This window comes from Marinobacter maritimus, assembly GCF_007671675.1.
Classification (GTDB): Bacteria; Pseudomonadota; Gammaproteobacteria; order Pseudomonadales; family Oleiphilaceae; genus Marinobacter; species Marinobacter maritimus.
The window spans coordinates 429663-447818 of record NZ_VCGW01000002.1 but is presented as its reverse complement, the minus strand read 5'-3'; the positions used below and the strand labels follow the sequence as shown (position 1 = coordinate 447818).

15 protein-coding genes are annotated in these 18156 nt (G+C 55.6%); 8 read left to right on the top strand and 7 right to left on the bottom strand.

The features are described from left to right. Positions 1–13: 13 nt before the first annotated feature. Positions 14–496: a pantetheine-phosphate adenylyltransferase gene (gene coaD, locus FFI90_RS09135; RefSeq protein ID WP_144777720.1), complete on the top strand. Its 483-nt coding sequence runs from the start codon at positions 14–16 to the stop codon at positions 494–496. Between the two features lie 54 nt (positions 497–550). Here coaD and FFI90_RS09130 read toward each other — a convergent pair whose 3' ends face one another. The 5 genes from FFI90_RS09130 to FFI90_RS09110 all read right to left on the bottom strand — a co-directional run bounded on the left by FFI90_RS09130 (position 551) and on the right by FFI90_RS09110 (position 6697). Next, the gene (locus FFI90_RS09130) at positions 551–1837 is read right to left on the bottom strand and encodes a DUF945 family protein (protein ID WP_144777719.1); all 1287 of its coding nucleotides are present in this window, start codon (positions 1835–1837) and stop codon (positions 551–553) included. 22 nt (positions 1838–1859) lie between these two features. Then, positions 1860–4001, bottom strand: coding sequence for a polyphosphate kinase 1 (gene ppk1, locus FFI90_RS09125; protein WP_144777718.1), 2142 nt, complete (start codon positions 3999–4001; stop codon positions 1860–1862). A gap of 65 nt (positions 4002–4066) precedes the next feature. Continuing rightward, a complete protein-coding gene (gene hemB, locus FFI90_RS09120) occupies positions 4067–5083 on the bottom strand; it encodes a porphobilinogen synthase (protein ID WP_144777717.1) in 1017 nt (338 codons plus the stop codon). Between the two features lie 183 nt (positions 5084–5266). Further along, entirely contained in the window at positions 5267–6292 is a 1026-nt protein-coding gene (locus FFI90_RS09115; RefSeq protein ID WP_246123462.1) for a lipase secretion chaperone, read from the bottom strand. Positions 6293–6466: 174 nt separating this feature from the next. Then, complete coding sequence (locus FFI90_RS09110; protein WP_144777716.1) at positions 6467–6697, bottom strand: hypothetical protein; 231 nt, start codon at positions 6695–6697, stop codon at positions 6467–6469. A 267-nt stretch (positions 6698–6964) separates the two neighbouring features. Between FFI90_RS09110 and FFI90_RS09105 the strand changes: the two genes are divergently transcribed. The 4 genes from FFI90_RS09105 to panP all read left to right on the top strand — a co-directional run bounded on the left by FFI90_RS09105 (position 6965) and on the right by panP (position 11685). Continuing rightward, positions 6965–7597 (top strand): TetR/AcrR family transcriptional regulator, encoded by a 633-nt coding sequence (locus tag FFI90_RS09105; protein WP_144777715.1) that lies wholly within the window; start codon positions 6965–6967, stop codon positions 7595–7597. 2 nt (positions 7598–7599) lie between these two features. Next, the gene (locus FFI90_RS09100) at positions 7600–9294 is read left to right on the top strand and encodes an isovaleryl-CoA dehydrogenase (RefSeq protein WP_144777714.1); all 1695 of its coding nucleotides are present in this window, start codon (positions 7600–7602) and stop codon (positions 9292–9294) included. A gap of 195 nt (positions 9295–9489) precedes the next feature. Further along, the gene (locus tag FFI90_RS09095) at positions 9490–9837 is read left to right on the top strand and encodes a DUF503 domain-containing protein (RefSeq protein ID WP_144777713.1); all 348 of its coding nucleotides are present in this window, start codon (positions 9490–9492) and stop codon (positions 9835–9837) included. Between the two features lie 171 nt (positions 9838–10008). Further along, positions 10009–11685, top strand: a complete 1677-nt coding sequence (panP, locus tag FFI90_RS09090) for a pyridoxal-dependent aspartate 1-decarboxylase PanP (RefSeq protein ID WP_144778298.1) — start codon at positions 10009–10011, stop codon at positions 11683–11685. Between the two features lie 65 nt (positions 11686–11750). Here the strand turns inward: panP and FFI90_RS09085 are convergent, their stop codons facing one another. Continuing rightward, entirely contained in the window at positions 11751–12020 is a 270-nt protein-coding gene (locus FFI90_RS09085) for a hypothetical protein (protein WP_144777712.1), read from the bottom strand. A gap of 97 nt (positions 12021–12117) precedes the next feature. Further along, a complete protein-coding gene (locus FFI90_RS09080; protein ID WP_144777711.1) occupies positions 12118–13677 on the bottom strand; it encodes an inorganic phosphate transporter in 1560 nt (519 codons plus the stop codon). 215 nt (positions 13678–13892) lie between these two features. Here FFI90_RS09080 and FFI90_RS09075 point away from each other — a divergent pair, with 215 nt between their 5' ends. The 3 genes from FFI90_RS09075 (at position 13893) to FFI90_RS09065 (ending at position 18155) form a co-directional block, all read left to right on the top strand. Further along, positions 13893–14981 (top strand): GGDEF domain-containing protein, encoded by a 1089-nt coding sequence (locus FFI90_RS09075; RefSeq protein WP_144777710.1) that lies wholly within the window; start codon positions 13893–13895, stop codon positions 14979–14981. A gap of 90 nt (positions 14982–15071) precedes the next feature. Beyond that, positions 15072–15524, top strand: a complete 453-nt coding sequence (locus FFI90_RS09070) for a flavodoxin (RefSeq protein ID WP_144777709.1) — start codon at positions 15072–15074, stop codon at positions 15522–15524. 69 nt (positions 15525–15593) lie between these two features. Continuing rightward, positions 15594–18155, top strand: a complete 2562-nt coding sequence (locus FFI90_RS09065) for an EAL domain-containing protein (protein WP_144777708.1) — start codon at positions 15594–15596, stop codon at positions 18153–18155. Position 18156 lies beyond the last annotated feature (1 nt).

Here is an 18156-nt window from a genome sequence, read left to right as displayed (position 1 = left end):
AAAGGAGCTGTGCATGCCTAAAGTCATTTACCCGGGCACCTTTGACCCCATCACTAACGGCCACACTGATCTTATTGAGCGTGCCGGGCGCATGTTTGATGAGGTTGTTGTTGCCGTCGCCTACAACTCGAAGAAAAAACCACTGTTTAACGTGGAAGAACGCTGCGAACTGGTTCGACAGGCCACGACCCACATTCCGAATGTCACCGTTACCGGCTTCAGTTATCTGCTCGCTGATTTCGTCCGCGATCAGGGCGCAACTGTGATTATCCGGGGCCTGCGGGCGGTTTCCGATTTCGAATACGAGTTCCAGCTTGCGGATATGAACCGCCGCCTGGCGCCGGAATTGGAAAGCGTGTTCCTGACACCGTCCAACCACCTTTCCTACATTTCCTCAAGCCTGATTCGGGAAATTGCGTCTCTGGGGGGCGATGTGTCCGAGTTTGTTGACCCGGCTGTGGAAACAGCCCTGAAAAAGAAGTTCAGCGAAACCTGAAACGCCCGCCGATAATAAAAAAGCCCCGGTCGGGGCTTTTTTATTGCGAGGACACTAAAACAGAGGCGGCAACGGAATTTCCTGACCGTTAACATCAACAACCATGTCGTTCAGCCTTGCGGCCAGCACCAGCCTGTCTCCCTCCGGCACCAGAAATCCCTGTTTGATCAGAGGCGCAAGCTGCATTCTGACTGCGGGGTAATTTTCTGCGAGTACCAAGGGCACGCTCAGATTCATTTCTCCGGTTAACTGCTGCATCACCATGAGCATTTCTGCTTTCTGATCTGCCGACAGCTCGGGATGGGTGATCATCAGGTTGCCCGTGACCTTGCCTTCAGGCGTATCCAGTACCAACTCCGGGAGTCCGACTGAAAACCCGGCAGCCGATAAATCGCGTGCGGCCGTATTCACCGCACCCATAGCCGCGATCTGCCGCTCAAAGGCTCCCTGGCTATCGGCATCAGGTGCCAGGGCCATGCCCTGAAGCTCTGCCATGCTGGTTGTCAGCGCACTCCAGCTTGCGACATCCAGGTTTTCAAGGGCGAATACCACTTTGTGCGGGCCATAGGCCTGGTCTTTATAGCGAACTTTTCCAGCCTCAATTGATAAACCGGAATTCAGACGCTGCCCGTCAGCATCTGCCTCGGCACTACTGTGCGCCCGCAAACCTTCTATCGTTAGCGGCTGCGCTTCGGGAGACTTCAATGCAACAGAAGCCATCGACGCTTCCGCAGTTCCCGTCCAGATATCTCCCTCCAGATGGGTCATCTTGTGCTCAACCCGGAAATCATCAATACGCATGCTCATATCGGGGCCAGAGAAACTCAGTTGTGGCCAGACGACCAGCGCTTCGGCTTGAGACCCGGCATCGCTGATTTCAATTCGCGCAACGCCACCGCTGGTTCTGAGCGAATCGCCACTTTCAGGATTATTGATCGCGATTGCCGGAGCTTCCAGCTCAAGCACGGCCGTACCCCAAAGTCGCGTTTCCAGAGTCAGCCTGGGGCGCTCCTGAAACCAGTTAGCGCCTTCAGGCGCCCAACCCTCAACCGGCTTGAAATCGATAAAGCTGCCAGTCACGCCATGCGTCACTTTGGCACGATACGCAATCGGGCGAGTCTCCCCGCTCTCAGGATTCAAAACCGTTACAACCCCTCCCAGCTCCGACCCAAAAAAGCCACGATCATAATGGTCTGTTTGCATCTGAACGAATGGCTGCGCCTGATTCAGTTCACGAGTAACCTCTTGCCATTGCTGCTCGGTAACGTAGCCCACTGCCCAAGGCATTGCGCCGGCGAAAACCAGTACACCAGCGCCGGCAATTATCCACTTTGCTTTCAAGAATACTCTCCGTCTGAAAATGTCAGGATTTGCCGGTCAGGCGTTCCAGCAATACCAATTGCGATGCCACACGTTCTTCGCCTTCAGTGGGCTGATTTTGAATGTAACCACCGTCCGGCTGCAACATCCAGGACTGGCAATTATCGGCAAGGTACGTATCCAGGTCTTCGCGCACGCGCTCTATAAGCTCCGGATCTTCAATTGGAAACGCCGTCTCAACCCGGCTTAGCAGGTTACGTTCCATGCAATCTGCGCTTGAGCAGTAAACTTCGGGGTTGCCATCATTGCCAAAATAGTAGGCCCGGGTGTGCTCCAGGAAGCGCCCGACGATGGATCGCACCCTAATGTTGTCCGAAAGGCCGGGAACCCCGGGCCTGATGCTGCAGATGCCGCGAACAATCAGATCCACTTCGACGCCCGCTTGCGACGCCCGGTACAGGGCCTTGATTAGCTGAATTTCGGTTAACGCATTGATCTTGATAATAATGCGCCCTTTATCCCCCAGTTCGGCTTCACGGTCGATGAGGCTGAGCAGTCTCTTATGGAGCGTAAACGGTGCATGGAACAGCTTCTTGATCTTCAGCGCCTTGCCCATGCCGGTTAACTGCTGAAACAGCTTGTTAACGTCGTCGCCGATAGACTCGTCACAGGTCATATAGCTGTAATCGGTATAAAGCCGCGCATTGACCGCATGATAATTGCCGGTTCCCAGGTGAACATAACGGCGCAGGCGGCCTTCCTCGCGGCGCACAATCAGGATCATCTTGGCGTGGGTTTTATAGCCCACCACGCCATAAACCACGATGACGCCGGCTTCCTGCAGCCGGCTTGCCAGCTCCAGATTCTCCGCCTCGCTGAATCTTGCCCGCAGTTCAACAACAACTGTGACCTCTTTGCCGCGCCTTGCTGCGTCTGCCAGGGCCTCAACTACCTCCGAATTGGCGCCGGTACGATAAAGCGTCTGCCGGATCGCCAGAACTTGCGGATCCTTCGCGGCCTGGCGCAGCAAATCGACTACCGGGCTAAAATTCTGAAAAGGATGGTGCAGCAGGATTGGCCGCTTGCGAATGGCATCAAACAGGGTTTCCTTACTACGGATCTGCTTCGGTATGGTGGGCGAGAAGCTGGAATACGACAGATCCGAGCGGTCTACCAGCGTGTTAACCGCCATAAGCCGCGTCAGGTTAACCGGCCCGTTTACCTGATACAGGTCCCTCTGCCCAAGGCCAAACTCCGTCAGCAGAAACTGCACCAGTTCCTGCGGGCAGTTGTCCGCCACCTCCAGACGCACGCCGTCACCAAAGCGACGGCTGAGCAGCTCGCCGCGAAGTGCGGATGCCAGGTCTTCAAGGTCGTCTTCCAGCTCCAGATCGGCATTGCGTGTGAGGCGGAACTGATAACAACCCTTGACCTCCATGCCCGGAAACAGCTCGTCGGCGTGCGCGTGGATCATTGACGACAGGAACACCAGATTCTCCCCGCCATTGCAAACTTCATCCGGCAGGCGCACCAGCCGGGGCAACGAGCGCGGGGCTGGCACGATCGCCATGCCAGTCTCGCGACCAAAGGCATCCTTACCGTCCAGTTCAACAATAAAGTTAAGACTTTTGTTCACCAGGCGCGGAAACGGGTGTGACGGATCCAGCCCGATCGGGCTCACCACCGGCAGAATCTCTTCTTCGAAATAGTTGCGCACCCACGCCGCCTGCTCCTGCGTCCACTCCCGACGGCGCACGAAGTGGATATTTTCTTTTTCCATCTCCGGAATCAGGACATGGTTCAGAATGTCGTACTGCTCATCGATATACTCATGGGCAACACGGCTGATCTCACTCAACGCCTGTTCCGGCATTATGCCGTCAGCACCGAGGGTCTCACGGCCATACTTGATTTGCTGGCGCAGACCAGCCACTCGTATTTCAAAAAACTCATCCATGTTGCTGCTGAAGATACAGCAGAAAATCAACCGGTTAATCAGAGGATGGGTGGTATCAAGCGCCTGCTTCAATACCCGGTAATTGAACTGGAGTTGGCTTAGCTCACGGTTGAAGTAGTTTTCACTGGCGTCCAGATTGATCACTTCACCCACCGGCGGGAGATCCATGGGAGCCGGTATGCTCTGCTCCCCTTCCGCTGTCAGATTCCTGGCGATTTCCGTTGTCATGGCCTTCAGTTCCTGTCTGATTTACCGCCGGCCATTCCCCGGCGGCGACGAGTCCGTAAACGGTTTCAGCGCCGCTGATCCCGCATCAGGCGGGCAGCACGCACTGCAAAATACGTAAGAATGCCATCGGCTCCAGCGCGCCGCATAGCCATCAGGCTTTCCATCATGACCGCATCACCATCAAGCCAACCGTTCTGTTCTGCTGCCATGTGCATGGCATACTCGCCGCTGACCTGATACACAAACGTTGGCACCTGCAACTCGGTTTTCACCCGATGCACGATATCCAGATATGGCATGCCGGGCTTGATCATCACCATATCCGCGCCTTCGGCCAGATCCATCATCACTTCATGAATCGCCTCGTTGCTGTTAGCCGGATCCATCTGATAGGTCGCCTTGTTGCTCTTACCCAGGTTTGCTGCAGAGCCAACTGCATCCCGGAACGGCCCGTAATAGGCAGACGCGTACTTGGCAGAATAGGCCAGAATACGGGTATTTACATGCCCTGCCGACTCCAGCGCCTCGCGCATGGCAGCAACGCGACCGTCCATCATATCTGAAGGTGCAACAATATCGGCACCGGCGTCCGCATGGGACAACGCCTGGTTCACCAGCGCCTCCACGGTGATATCGTTCAGCACGTACCCATCGTTATCGATGATGCCATCCTGGCCATGTGTGGTGAACGGATCCAAAGCCACATCGGTGATTACACCCAGCTCCGGGCAGGCCTTTTTCAGGGCTCGAACGGCTCGCTGCGCCAGCCCGTCAGAATCCCAGGCCCCGGAGCCAGAAAGGTTTTTCTTCTCCGCCGGAACCACGGGGAACAGCGCCACTGCGGGAATGCCAAGTTCCACCAGCTCCGCCGCCTGCTCAACCAGCAAATCAATACTCAAACGATCAACGCCCGGCATGGATAGCACCTGCTCACGCTGATTTTCACCTTCAAGGACAAAAACCGGGTAGATCAGATTTTCCGGCGTCAGCTGGTTTTCTCTCACCAGTCGGCGAGAAAAATCGCTGGCACGGTTGCGACGCAAACGGGTAGCGGGGAAAACGCGGGGTGTTGAGAGCGACACAGAAAACCTCCTGAACGGAACTGCAAAGAGTTGGATCGAAAATCACGGCGCAGTGGCTGCGTCGCTTGCACCATCATACACCGCCGGGACCGCTGGTTGCAGGCTGCTTCTGGATACAGATAAAGATTCCGAGCAGTAGCAAGGCGCCAGAAGCCCACAGCAGGGATTGTTCCGATGCCCCTGTTACTGAATGGAATCCAGCGCTTTAGCGCGAATACGTTCAGTTTCACTGAAGTACTTCTCGCGCAGCCGGGCCAGACCTTCCTCGCGCTCGGGCGCGGCCAGACCGGAGGCCTTCAGCGCGTCACGCTCCTTTGCATAAGATTGCCAACGCTGCTTCCAGTCCTTCTGCTCTGCATCCAGCTCCTCCAGTCTTTGCGCGGCCTGGTCTCCAAACTCCTCCTGCCGCCATGCGCGCAACGCTTCCGGATCGTTTGCCAGTGTTTCACGTGCCTCTTCGTAGCGTGAGAACTTTCGGGTCTCCTGACGGGCCAGCCGCACAGGTTCTGGCAAAGCCATTTCCGCTTCGGCAAGAGCGTCTTCTCTCTCTTGCTCAGTCAGGCTCTCGTCCTCTTCAAGGTTACGTTTTTGGAGCTGATAATGATCTATCGCCTCCTCGTCAGCAAAGAAGGCCTCAGCGGTATCCGCGTCCATCCAGGTTCTTCGCAGGGCCTGAATTTCCGCCATGCGGCGTTGAATCTCATCGGAGCCGCCGGCTCCTGTATCTCCATAAGCTGCCTCCAGATCTGCGAGCGCCAGTTTGTAATCCAGATATCGGCCCAATGTATCGATTGCCTGGCCTCGTGCTGGCTCATCCAGAACAGAGAGCGCAAGCCGGATTCGAACTACCAGTTGCGGCAGTGCTTCCTCTCCCAACGCAGACAGATAGTATTCAAACAGCTGCCGCAACTCGCCCGTAGGGACAAGATTGCCAAAACGGTCTGTTTTTGCCCAACCACCCGGTTCTGACGTTCCAGCCAGAGACGCTGGCGGCTGGTCCGGTATGGTGAACTCTGCCGATTCAACTACCATTTTTGAAGGCAATTGCTCGCGCACTGATGAAAAGCCGACCGCATCCGCCTTTGCAGGGCGATCAGAGTTACGGGTGGAGACAGGTTGATCCCGGGCGCCGTCGGCAAGCAGCCAAAGTGCAATGGCAACTGCTATGATCACCGGTATGGCAAAAAAGAGTCTGGAAGTTGGTTTCATGGTAACAGGCAGGTCCGGTGAATCGATGATGGCTTGGCCGCACTCCCGAGCGCCGGGAGAGAGACGAAGAACGGGACTGTACACGGACCATGATAAGCAGAACCTGAGTGCTATACCGAGACAGACCGCAAAAACAGGCCGGGATTCACCAACCCCGGCCTGTAAAGACAACGCTCAAAGAGCGCGGTTGTTAAAATCTGCCTCTACCTTGCGCGGGTAATCAGCCCTGAAAGATGTCTCAACTTCCTGAATTCTGCCTCCTTGGCTCAGGAACGCTTCGATATCCTGCTGTAACTGCGCCCGAACCCGTGCCCGGCCTGCAATCGAATGGGTATCATCAGTCTCATTGCTTGAATTAACCCAGTTCCCGGATTGCTCCAGGTTGCTTTCGTCGAGCTCACTCATGATTTTCTCCTTCAACGAAAACAGCGTTACAAGTGCTACGCCTATTCCGGACGCCGCACTCCGTATCGACTAGCCACTACTGCGGCAACGTCTTGGCGTCTTTATAATCTGCTTTCGATTACAGCGCTATTTATAAACAACGGATTTTTTGTAAATTTTTGTAACGTGATATAACCTGATGAATTCCAATGGCAAAATACAAGCGTTCAATGGCACTTGCATTGACACAAAGAATGAATAATGATTCACTAATTGCAGGGAGCCGAAATGGCTTATCGTGAAACGGAAAAAATGCGTCAGCGAAAAGCTGCGGCGCGCCAGAGGATCGCAGAGTGCACCTATCAGTGCGTTGCTGAAGGCGGCTTTCGCAATGCGAGAATCACCCGTGTTGCACAGCTCGCAGGTGTGGCTACAGGAACGATCTACCGCCATTACGAGTCAAAAGAGGACTTGTTTGCCGAGATTTTCCGCAAGGCCACACAGCGCGAAGTGGACAAGGTGGCGGAAGCACTGGCAACACCGGGAATCGCTACGGCACGATTGGAAAAAGCATTACGGCAGTTTGCCGAGCGCGCATTGAAAGCCCCTGTTATGGCTTGGTCACTCATTGCTGAGCCGGTAGACCCGAAAGTTGAAGAGGAACGGCTGGCGTACCGGAAGGCATACGCCAGTCTGTTCGAACAAGCGATTCGCGAAGGCATCGAAGAAGAATGCATTCCGGATCAGGATGCCCGGCAGAGCAGCACCTGCCTGGTAGGCGCTATTGCGGAAAGCCTGGTTGGCCCGCTGTCACCGGCCCAGGCCGAACAGGCAACCGCAGACGATACTGACAACAACGACCCGCTGGTCAACACCATCATCCGCTTTTGCATACAGGGGTTGACCGGCGCCAGGAGATAGCCATGAACGCCTCGCAACCCCGGCCCGGAATACCTACAGATAGTGATCGCTATCTGGCGGCTACCCACGAAGTGGTCAACCAACCACCCGCGTTGGAAAACTACAACCTGTATGAACAGGATGTCGCTCTTCAGGAAGCCGTGAAGCGCGAAGGGGCGGGAAAGGCAGAAAGTGAGCTAAAATCCTTTGGTGCCTTTGCTGGCGACGCCGAAACCATTGATCTGGGTTTTCGCGCAAATAACAACAAGCCGGCGTTCAACACCCACGATCGCTTTGGCCATCGCATCGACGAAGTAGACTTCCACCCCTCGTACCACGAACTGATGCGCGTAGCCTTCGAAAACGGTCTGCACAGCAGCCCCTGGACGAACCCGTGCAAAGGTGCACATGTAACCCGCGCTGCAAAATACTACATGCACTCCCAAGTGGAAGCTGCACATTGCTGCCCGGTAACCATGACCTTTGCGGCCATTCCATCCATCCGTAAACAACCGGAACTCGCATCGCTCTGGGAATCCCGGGTCCTGGCCAACAGCTACGACCCCCGCAATATCCCCGACAGCCAGAAAAACTCCGTAGCCATCGGTATGGCGATGACCGAAAAACAGGGTGGTAGCGACGTTCGCGCCAACAGCACCCTGGCCTATCCCACTGGGGCCAATGGCCCGGGCCAGGCTTATGAGCTGATCGGCCACAAATGGTTTGTCTCCGCCCCCATGTGCGACGCCTTTCTGGTGCTGGCCCAGGCACCCGGCGGCCTGTCGTGTTTCCTGATGCCACGCTGGCGCCCGGACGGCACCAAAAACCCCTGGCAGATACAACGCCTGAAAAACAAAATGGGCAACGTAGCCAACGCCTCCAGCGAAGTGGAGCTGCGCGGCGCGCTGGCCTGGATGATCGGCGAAGAAGGCCGTGGCGTTCCCACGATTATAGAGATGGTCGCCATGACCCGCTTCGACTGCATGATTGGCAGCTCCGCCGGCATGCGCCAGGCCGTGGCCCAGGCTACGCATCATTGCCGCCACCGCAGCGCCTTCGGCAACCGCCTCAGCGACCAGCCTTTGATGCAAAACGTGCTTGCCGACTTGGCCCTGGAAAATGAAGCCGCCCTAACCTACACCATGCGTATCGCTCGCGCTCTGGACAACCAGGATCAGGAACACGAACGCCTGCTAGCCCGCCTTGCGACACCTGTAGGCAAATACTGGATCTGCAAACGCACGCCCAACCACGCCTACGAATCCATGGAATGCATCGGTGGCAGCGGCGTAATGGAAGACTGCATCATGCCCCGCCTGTTCCGTGAATCCCCGGTGAATGCCATCTGGGAAGGCAGTGGCAACGTCCAGTGCCTGGACACCCTGCGCGCCATCCAGAAAGAGCCGGAAACCCTCGACGCCTTCTTCCGGGAAGCCGCCGAAGCCAAAGGCGCAGACCGCCGCTTTGACCAGTTCCTCGCGCAACTGCAAAACGACTTCGCCGACATCAGCGATTTCCAATACCGCGCCCGCAATCTGGTAGACCGCATGGCCTTGGTACTGCAAGCCTCCTTGCTATTACGCAACTCCGATAAAGCCGTCGCTGACGCCTTCTGCGCCTCCAGGCTGCAGTCCAACGGCGGCATGAACTACGGCAACCTGCCCTCAGGCATCGATGCTGCGGCTATTATCAAGCGGGCGACGCCTGTAGTAGGCTAGTGTTTATGCCCACCAAGGCGTAAAGATACCCATTTGGTAGACTCCACTTGAATTGTTCGGGAACCGGCGGGGCAAGGCTGTTCAAAACTGTGCGGAGCCATGGATGGCGAAGCCCAAGCGCCACATGGATGTGCCGCAAGGAGCGTGTTTTGAACAGTCTGCCCCGCCGGTTTCAGCACCAAAGCCGGAACACCCATGTCTGAAGCACTCAGAAAACTGCTCAAAGAAGGCAATGCGCCTCAACACAACACCGCGATTACACCGCACGTGGGCATACTCACCCTGCACTTCCAACTCTACGGCTGCGAAGACCTCAAAGCCAAGCGCAAAGTCTTCACCCCGCTGAGAGCTGTGTGGGGCAAAGAACCCGACCTGGCCGTAGCGGAAACCGCTGACCTCGAAGCCCTCGACTGCGCCACCTGGACAATCGCTGCGCTAGGCACCTCCTCGCAGCAGATCACCCAGCGCCTGGACCAAGTGGAGAAAGCCATAGAGGAAAAGGTCGATGCAGCCATACTGGACATTCACCGTGAGATTCTCTGAAAAAGCGCTGTGGCACAACATCGAAGCAGGCCGTATACTACGCCACCTCAGGGATGCCAGTGTGCCTGTAAGCTACAGGTGACAAGTAACCAATGCCGGAATCAGACCCCGGCTGTATCCGTCGGGCATCCGGAACCGGCCCTGCGGATGACCACTGATTGTGTGGTATCTATGACCGGCAAGAAAAAAACGGCCCAGGCCTCAATTGAAGCCATGTATCGTGTGTTCACCGTGCCCGAGGCACCGGAGTCCACGCTCAGCCGTATTGACCAGAACATATCCCGCAACCTTGCAGGCTTCCTGCAGGAGCATATCGTTGCGGTTGAGCGGGATCTTGCAGACGTCGAGAAAAACTTCTCCGACTACGCCATCCCGGAGAAACCCGTGTTCGTTTCCGAGCAGGCGCAATTCCTGCTCGACAAACTGGTTGCCAACTCCGTTCATACTGCATCTCCGGCCTTTATCGGCCACATGACCTCAGCGCTGCCCTATTTTATGCTGCCGCTGTCGAAAATCATGATTGCCCTGAACCAGAACCTGGTGAAAACCGAAACCTCCAAGGCCTTTACGCCCATGGAGCGACAGGTTCTGGGCATGATTCACCGGCTGGTGTATGAAGAAGACGGCGCCTTCTACCGCAAGTGGATGCACGACCCCCGCTACGCCCTCGGGGCTATGTGCTCCGGTGGCACCGTCGCTAACCTGACCGCACTCTGGGTTGCCCGCAACCGTGCCTTCCCGGCCGAAGGCAGCTTCCGCGGCCTGCATCAGGAAGGCCTGTTTCGCGCCCTGAAATATTACGGTTACGAAGGCGCGGCCATCGTGGTGTCCCGCCGAGGTCATTATTCTCTGGCCAAAGCGGCCGATGTGTTAGGCCTGGGCCGTGAATCGCTGGTGGCTGTCGATACAGACGACAGCAACAAGATCCAGACCGACGCCCTGCGCGACAAGTGCCTGGAATTGCAGAAACAGAAAATCAAGGTTTTGGCGATTTGTGGCGTTGCCGGCACCACCGAGACCGGTAACGTAGACCCGCTCGACGCCATGGCAGACATTGCCCGGGAATTCGGCGCGCACTTCCACGTAGACGCCGCCTGGGGCGGGCCCACACTGTTCTCCCGAACCTACCGGCATCTGTTGCGAGGCATCGAGAAAGCTGACTCCGTCACCTTTGATGCCCACAAACAGCTGTATGTACCCATGGGTGTTGGCCTGGTGGTATTTAAAGATCCGAGCCTGGCCAGTGCAGTTGAACACCATGCCCAATACATTATCCGCAAGGGCTCCCGCGATCTTGGCACCACCACCCTGGAAGGCTCGCGCCCTGGCATGTCCATGCTGATTCATTCGGGCCTGAAAATCCTGGCCCGGGAAGGCTACGAGATACTGATTGACCAAGGCATTGAAAAAGCAGCCACCTTCGCCGATATGATCGAAGAGCAGCCAGACTTTGAGCTGGTTACGCGCCCGGAACTGAACATTCTCACCTACCGTTACTGCCCGGCCAATGTGCATCAGGCACTCGCATTGGCGGACCCGCTTCAGGCAGAAAAACTCAATGCCTGCCTGAACAGAGTCACCAAGTTTATCCAGAAAGCGCAACGGGAGCGCGGCAAGGCCTTTGTTTCAAGAACCCGATTGGAACCTGCCCGTTACTACAAATTCCCGTGCATTGTGTTCCGGGTTGTTCTGGCTAACCCCCTGACCACACCAAAGATTCTGGCGGATATTCTGGAAGAGCAGCGAGAGCTTTCAGGAGAAGAGGGAATTCAGGACGAAATAAGGATATTGCATCAGATGGCGAATGCGGTGCTGAAGCAGCATGAGCAGGGTCAAAGGCAGGCCTGAATTTTTTTTACGACCCGCCCTGACTCAAAACTAATCTCTAACTTCGGCGCTCGAGGGCGATTAACTCAGTAAAGCGCCTCTTCATCGTCCAGCACTTCATGGATGATATCCAGAAACATGCGATCCGCTTCGCTCCACTTTTCCGGAATACGGATGGTGGTGTTGGCACTGATCTCCCGGGCGATCAGTTCGTCAGAATCAGCCTCTGAACGATACTTTCGGGCAATATCTATCGACTTTACCGCGATCGTCGGATCACTTAGTACCTTCTTGATGAACACTCTCAGCTCATCAATCACCCTGGCCTGACGACGGCTTTCAACCGGTGTACTCATAACTCACCCTCCGGGCAAATGAATTCTCGGGAAGCCTGCAGCTCCCTCGGCATACGCCTAGTATGACCAAACCCGCGCATTACAACCAGCCAGTGTCTCAGACAAAGAGCCCGCGCAGGGTGAAAAACAAGATAGCCGCCATAATTGCTGAAGCGGGCACTGTGATAATCCAGGCTGCCGCTATACGCACCAAGTGCGAGCGTTTGACCATTTCTTCTTTGTAGATCTTCTTGAGCCGCTTTCGGTCCGACTTGGTCAGGGGCACCTGCTTCTTTTTCTTCGCCCGCTTCAGGAGCTTTTCCATTTCCTCAACGGAGGCATTGCGAAAATCATCCAGAAACGGCTTGAGGCGCTCCCGATCGTCTTCATCGCGTTCTTCCATGATTTTATGCAATTGAGTGGCGTAGTTGGACTTCAGATACTCACGCAGGAAGCCAACGCCGAAAACACCGCCAATGGCAATGTGTGTGGAGCTCACAGGCAAGCCAAGTTGTGACGCCAGAATAACTGTCAGTGCCGCCGACAAGGCAATACAGAAGGCACGGGTTTTATCCAGCTCGGTAATCTCGCTGCCCACGGTCTTGATCAGGCGAGGGCCAAACAACATAAGGCCGACTGTCAGCCCCAGAGCACCAATCATCATGACCCACAAGGGAATACTTGATGCAGTCACTACTGCACCGTTGGATAGCGCATCATTGATCGCCGCAAGCGGGCCAATGGCGTTGGCTACGTCATTCGCACCGTGGGCGAAGCTCAACAGCGCAGCTGCAAATATCAACGGCCAGGTGAACAGGGTATTCACGCCGCCAACGCTGTTTTCCATTGTCGCTGCCCGGCGCGCGGCCAGCGAGCGCACAACAAAAAATGCAATAACAGCGGCGACCAGGCCAACCAGGGAGGCCTGAAGAAAGTCTACCTTGATGATTTGCTTGACGCCCTTGATCATCAGGTAAGTGCCGAACGCCCATGCCATGATGGCAACAAGCCAAGGCACGAACGTACGGGCGGCGGGTATCACGTTTTTTCGGTACAGCACCGTCTTGTTGATGGTGAACAGCAACAGAGCCGCCAAGGCACCGCCAAGTACCGGAGAAATAACCCAGCTCGCGGCAATCTTGCCCATAACGCCCCAGTCCGCAATGCCCCAGCCTCCCGCAGCAATACCTGCGCCGAGCACACCACCCACGATGGAGTGCGTGGTGGATACCGGAGCACCCATCCAGGTCGCCAGGTTGAGCCAGAGCGCACCCGCCAGCAGCGCGGCGGTCATCAACCAGACAAAGGCGCGGCTGTCCTCCAGATTTGTTGGGTCAATAATGCCACCTTTGATGGTGGAGACCACATCACCGCCGGCAATCAGCGCACCGGCCGATTCAAAAATGCCCGCAAGAATAACGGCGGCGCCCAAAGAAAGGGCTCCTGAGCCAACGGCAGGGCCAACGTTGTTCGCAACATCATTAGCACCTATATTGATAGCCATATAGCCGCCGATGACAGCAGCGGCCATTAGCAGCGTGCTGTTGGGCAACCCTTCACTGAAGGAGCCGACAACCAGCCAGACGCCCAGCAGAAACAACAGGCTGAATCCGACTCGGTATCGTTCGGTAGAGTTGCTGGTGAGAAGGGTATCCAGGAATCCGCTTGAACGGGCCATAACAGAAAGGGTCTCATTTGGTCTGAATGGAGAACGAACCGATGTGTAGCGCGCAACTATAAATTTTTTGCCCCTAAATTGAAACAAATGTGCGAGAACGCGAACCGGTCACACGATACACCGGTGATGGACGCATACATACCGTTACCTAACTCACAATAAGCAAAATGACAGAATACTGCACAATAAGTGCAGCGCATTCACACAGAGCCGTTATGACCATAGATTCATCCTCTGGCTATCAAGCCGCCCGGGAACGCGAAGATGCCCAGGTTTCACGGGTACTTACATGGCTATCGCTTGCCGCTATTCTGTTTCTTATCGGCATTGCTTCAAAAGCCTGGTATTCCGGCCACACTAGCCACGCCATCACTCTGTGGGCATTTGTCGTTCCGCTGCTGGCAAACATGGCCTGGTTTGCGCACAGGGGCAACCGTGTGGCGCAAAAAGGCGGATTGCTGATTATTGCGAGCATACTTTTCACCTACCTGATTGCCTCAGGCGGCGAGGGCAATACCGGCCCGCTCTGGTTTTACGTCTTCCCGCCCCTGCTATTTTTCCTGACAAACCTGAAGACCGGAACCATGATTCTGCTGTTGGTCTACCTGCTGGCCCTTATTGTGTTCCAGTTCCCAAACTTGCCGTTTGTGCTGGCAGAGTACGACAGTGACTTCAAAATCCGGTTTTTTGCCTCTCTGACCTTTGAATCATTTTTCTGTTTTATCCTGGAAGCAAGTCGACTGAAGGCCCGTAACGAACTTCTTGACCTGGCCTTGATTCAGGAACATGCCGCCAAAACAGATGAACTTACCGGGCTTTCAAACCGCCGGGACATACTGAACCGGTTGGCGGAAGAGTTTTCACGGTTCCAGCGTTCCGGACATCACTTTTCCGTTACCCTGATTGACCTGGACCTGTTCAAGAACATCAACGATCAATACGGCCACAACGCTGGCGATGCGGTCCTGAATCAGTTTGCCGAGCTTGTGCGGACCGTCATCCGCCAGACAGATGTTGCGGCTCGCTGGGGTGGCGAGGAATTTCTTTTGCTGCTACCGGACACCTCCCTGATTCCGGCACTCACCCTGGCTGAACGCTTGCGCAGCGAAGTCGCAAAACACAGTTTCCGCTTTCAAGGGCAGGAATTACCCGTCACCATGAGCGCGGGCGTCTGCTCTATTTCACAGACCGACTCCATCGACAGCATGCTCCGGCAGGCAGACTCGCAGCTTTACAGCGCAAAAGCAGCCGGTCGCAACCGGATTGCGCCTCGGGTTCGCAGCCAGGACACGCATTCAAAATGAGCCAAAGGCTTGAGGCCATTTACCTTCGTCGCTATGATCAGGCACCTCGATAAACTCGGCAATCCGCGCTTGCGATGAACAGGTAACCCCATGACAGACATTCAAATTCTGGTAGGCAGCGTCTACGGTGGTGCACTGATGACCGCCAGAGCGATCAAGCAGGCGCTCGACGCTGACGGCTACTCGGTGTCCGTTCTGGAGAACCCGGAGCTTGGCGATATAACATCGGATACAGCTCCTCTGCTGGTCTGCACATCGACGACAGGCCAGGGCGAGGTTCCAGGCAACTTGCTGCCTTTCTACGTAGCCCTGCGAGAGCAGTTGCCACAGCAGCCAGGCCGGCCATTCGGTATCATTGTGCTGGGAGACAGTTCTTACGGCGACACCTTCTGTGGGGCCGGCGAGCTGATGGAAGAGGCTCTATACGAAACATCGGCCCACAAGATTGGCGAAACTCTTTGCATTGACGCACTGGAGACCATGGAACCCGAAAGCGAAGCTTTGCCATGGGTGCGTGAATGGATATCGACCGTGTTGAAATGAGTACAGCTTGAGTCGCTATTGGCGACAGCTCATACTCTCTCTCACAGCAACAACGACGACAATCGGTGAATGGTGACAAGATCCCAATGGTCTCGCGTTCTGGCAGCACTAATGCTGCTTCTGTCCTTGGCGTTTAACTGCCAGGGAGCCGAGGCGTTACGCTCCCCCAGCATTGAGTTCTTGCGCATAGCGCCCGACGTTCAGATTTCCGCAAAAGAAGCACTGACCTCCAGCGACTGGCAGCCCCTTGAAACCAGCAGCCCGAATTTCGGCTACACCCGCGATGCGGTCTGGTTCCGTTTTAGCATACCCGCAAACCGCCAGGTTGACCTGCTTGAAGTTGCCTATTCTCAACTTGATCACATCGCGTTTTATCTTTTTGACGACGGCAAGCTGGCCCAGGTAGTGGTTACCGGTGACCGCTACCCCTTCACCCAACGCCCCATTCTCAATCGTCACTTTCTGTTTCCGTTCAGCCCGGACGCAAAAGGGGGCCGGCAAGTTCTTCTGGAGGTGCGTACCGAAGGCACGCTTCAGGTTCCGATGACCTTCTGGAACACTCAGGAATTTTTCGAACATGCGTCCGTTGAGGAGCAATTGCACGCCGTTTACTACGGCATACTGATCAGCGTTATTTTCTTCAACCTGTTTGTCTTTTTTGCATTGCGGGAACCCGTTTATCTACTTTACGTGTTATCCACGCTCGGTTACCTGCTACTCATTGGCAACATGAACGGCACAGCATTTCAGCTGATCTGGCCCGCAAGCCCGGAAACACAGAACCACGCCATGCTGCTCACAATCCCCTTGGCTGTGATGTCCACACTACTGTTCTCACGCTCTTTTCTAAGGCTCAAACAAACCGGCCCTGCCCTCAACCGGGTTGTACTTGGTTTCGTTGCCCTGAACGCCACCATGGTGGTAATCACCGGCGTTATGGAATACAGCACAGCCATCCGGTTAACCGTTGCCATGGCCATCCCCAGCACCTTATTGCTCACCGTGATCGGTCCGCTACAGTGGTTTCGAGGCAAGCCTCAGGCAGGCTATTACACCATAGCCTGGGGCGCACTATCCCTTGGCAGTGCCATCACAGCAGCCAACAAGTACGGGCTTCTTCCCAACAATTTCATTACTACTTACGGCATGGAAATCGGTTCGGCCTTCGAGGCAATTTTGCTCGCCCTGGCCCTGGCAGCGCGACTGTATCAGGAACGACAGGGAAAGCTGGAGGCACGAGAGGCGGAATTGGCAGCCATGGCTGCGAGGCGTTCAGCCGAACTCAAACTGATCGAAAGTGCACTGCACAATCCTCTTACGGGGTTACCCAACCGTGCCAGCTTTGAGATGCAAGTAAGCGACCTGATTCGCCAGTCCCCGGATACACGGCTCGGCGTTGTGGTGATTCATCTGAACAACCTTCAGTCGGTCACCAAAACTCTGGGGCATCAGAACAGCGATCGCATACTGGAGCTGGCCTCGCGGAACATGAGTGCCATCATGCGTGAGCTCCCGGGTATTATCTCTTTAGGGCAGCATAATGGGCGCAACTTTTTTCTGGCGTCTCTCGACTCGGAGACCTTTGCCTGTGTACTGGATGCAGGTGTTGCTGAAGATGCACCTCGCACCGTTGTCGCTGCTTTGGATGCCGTTCGCAGCCCAATCGACTTCCTAGGCATGCAAGTGCCGTTAAATGCCCAGGTAGGCGTTGCTATTTCCCCGGTAAACGGCACAGATTCCACATCGTTGATCCGCCGAGCGATTATAGCCGAGGGTTCTGACCGCGCCCGTGAGCGCGGAATAGCCTATTACAAACCTTCTCGCGATTCCTACAGTGCGGGCAGGCTGACAATGGTCTCAGAGTTGCAGCAAGCACTTGCGAACGACGGGCTCAAGCTCCACGTGCAGCCAAAGCTGGATTTGAAAACCGGGCGAATTGCTGGCATGGAGGCCCTGATTCGCTGGCCAGGCCGGGATCAGCCCGTAGGTGCGGATGAAATCATCGTTCTGGCAGAGCAAACAGGGCTGATCAAACCGCTGACCCGCTGGGTGCTGGAGCAGTCTCTGAAGCTGCGAAGCAGTCTTCTTGAAACCGGACACGTCGTCGACCTCTCGGTCAATATCTCACCCAACAATCTCCGGGAGCCGGACTTCCCGCTGTTCGTGAAGCGACTAATGAGCGACCACCCACAGCACAGTGGCGCAATCATCTTCGAGGTGACCGAAACATCGATGATGCAGGATCCTGTCAACGCCCTTAAAGCACTTAACTCACTCGCGAATGCAGGTATTCCCGTTTCCATTGACGACTTCGGATCCGGTTACTCGTCACTTTCCTACATCAAGCAACTGCCGGCGAGTGAAATCAAGATCGATCGATCACTCATTACCGACCTGTCTACCCGGGAGGAAGACCGGGTTATTGTCCAGACCACCATCGACATGTGCCACAGCCTCGGCTACCTGGTGGTGGCGGAAGGCGTCGAACACCAAGTGACTGCGAACATGCTCAAGGAAATGGGATGCGACATGATTCAGGGCTATCTGTTGAGCCGACCTTTGCCGATTGAAGACATGCTGGTCTGGCTCACCGAAAGGCGCGAGGCGGTCTTGAATCACGCGCCCGACTGAC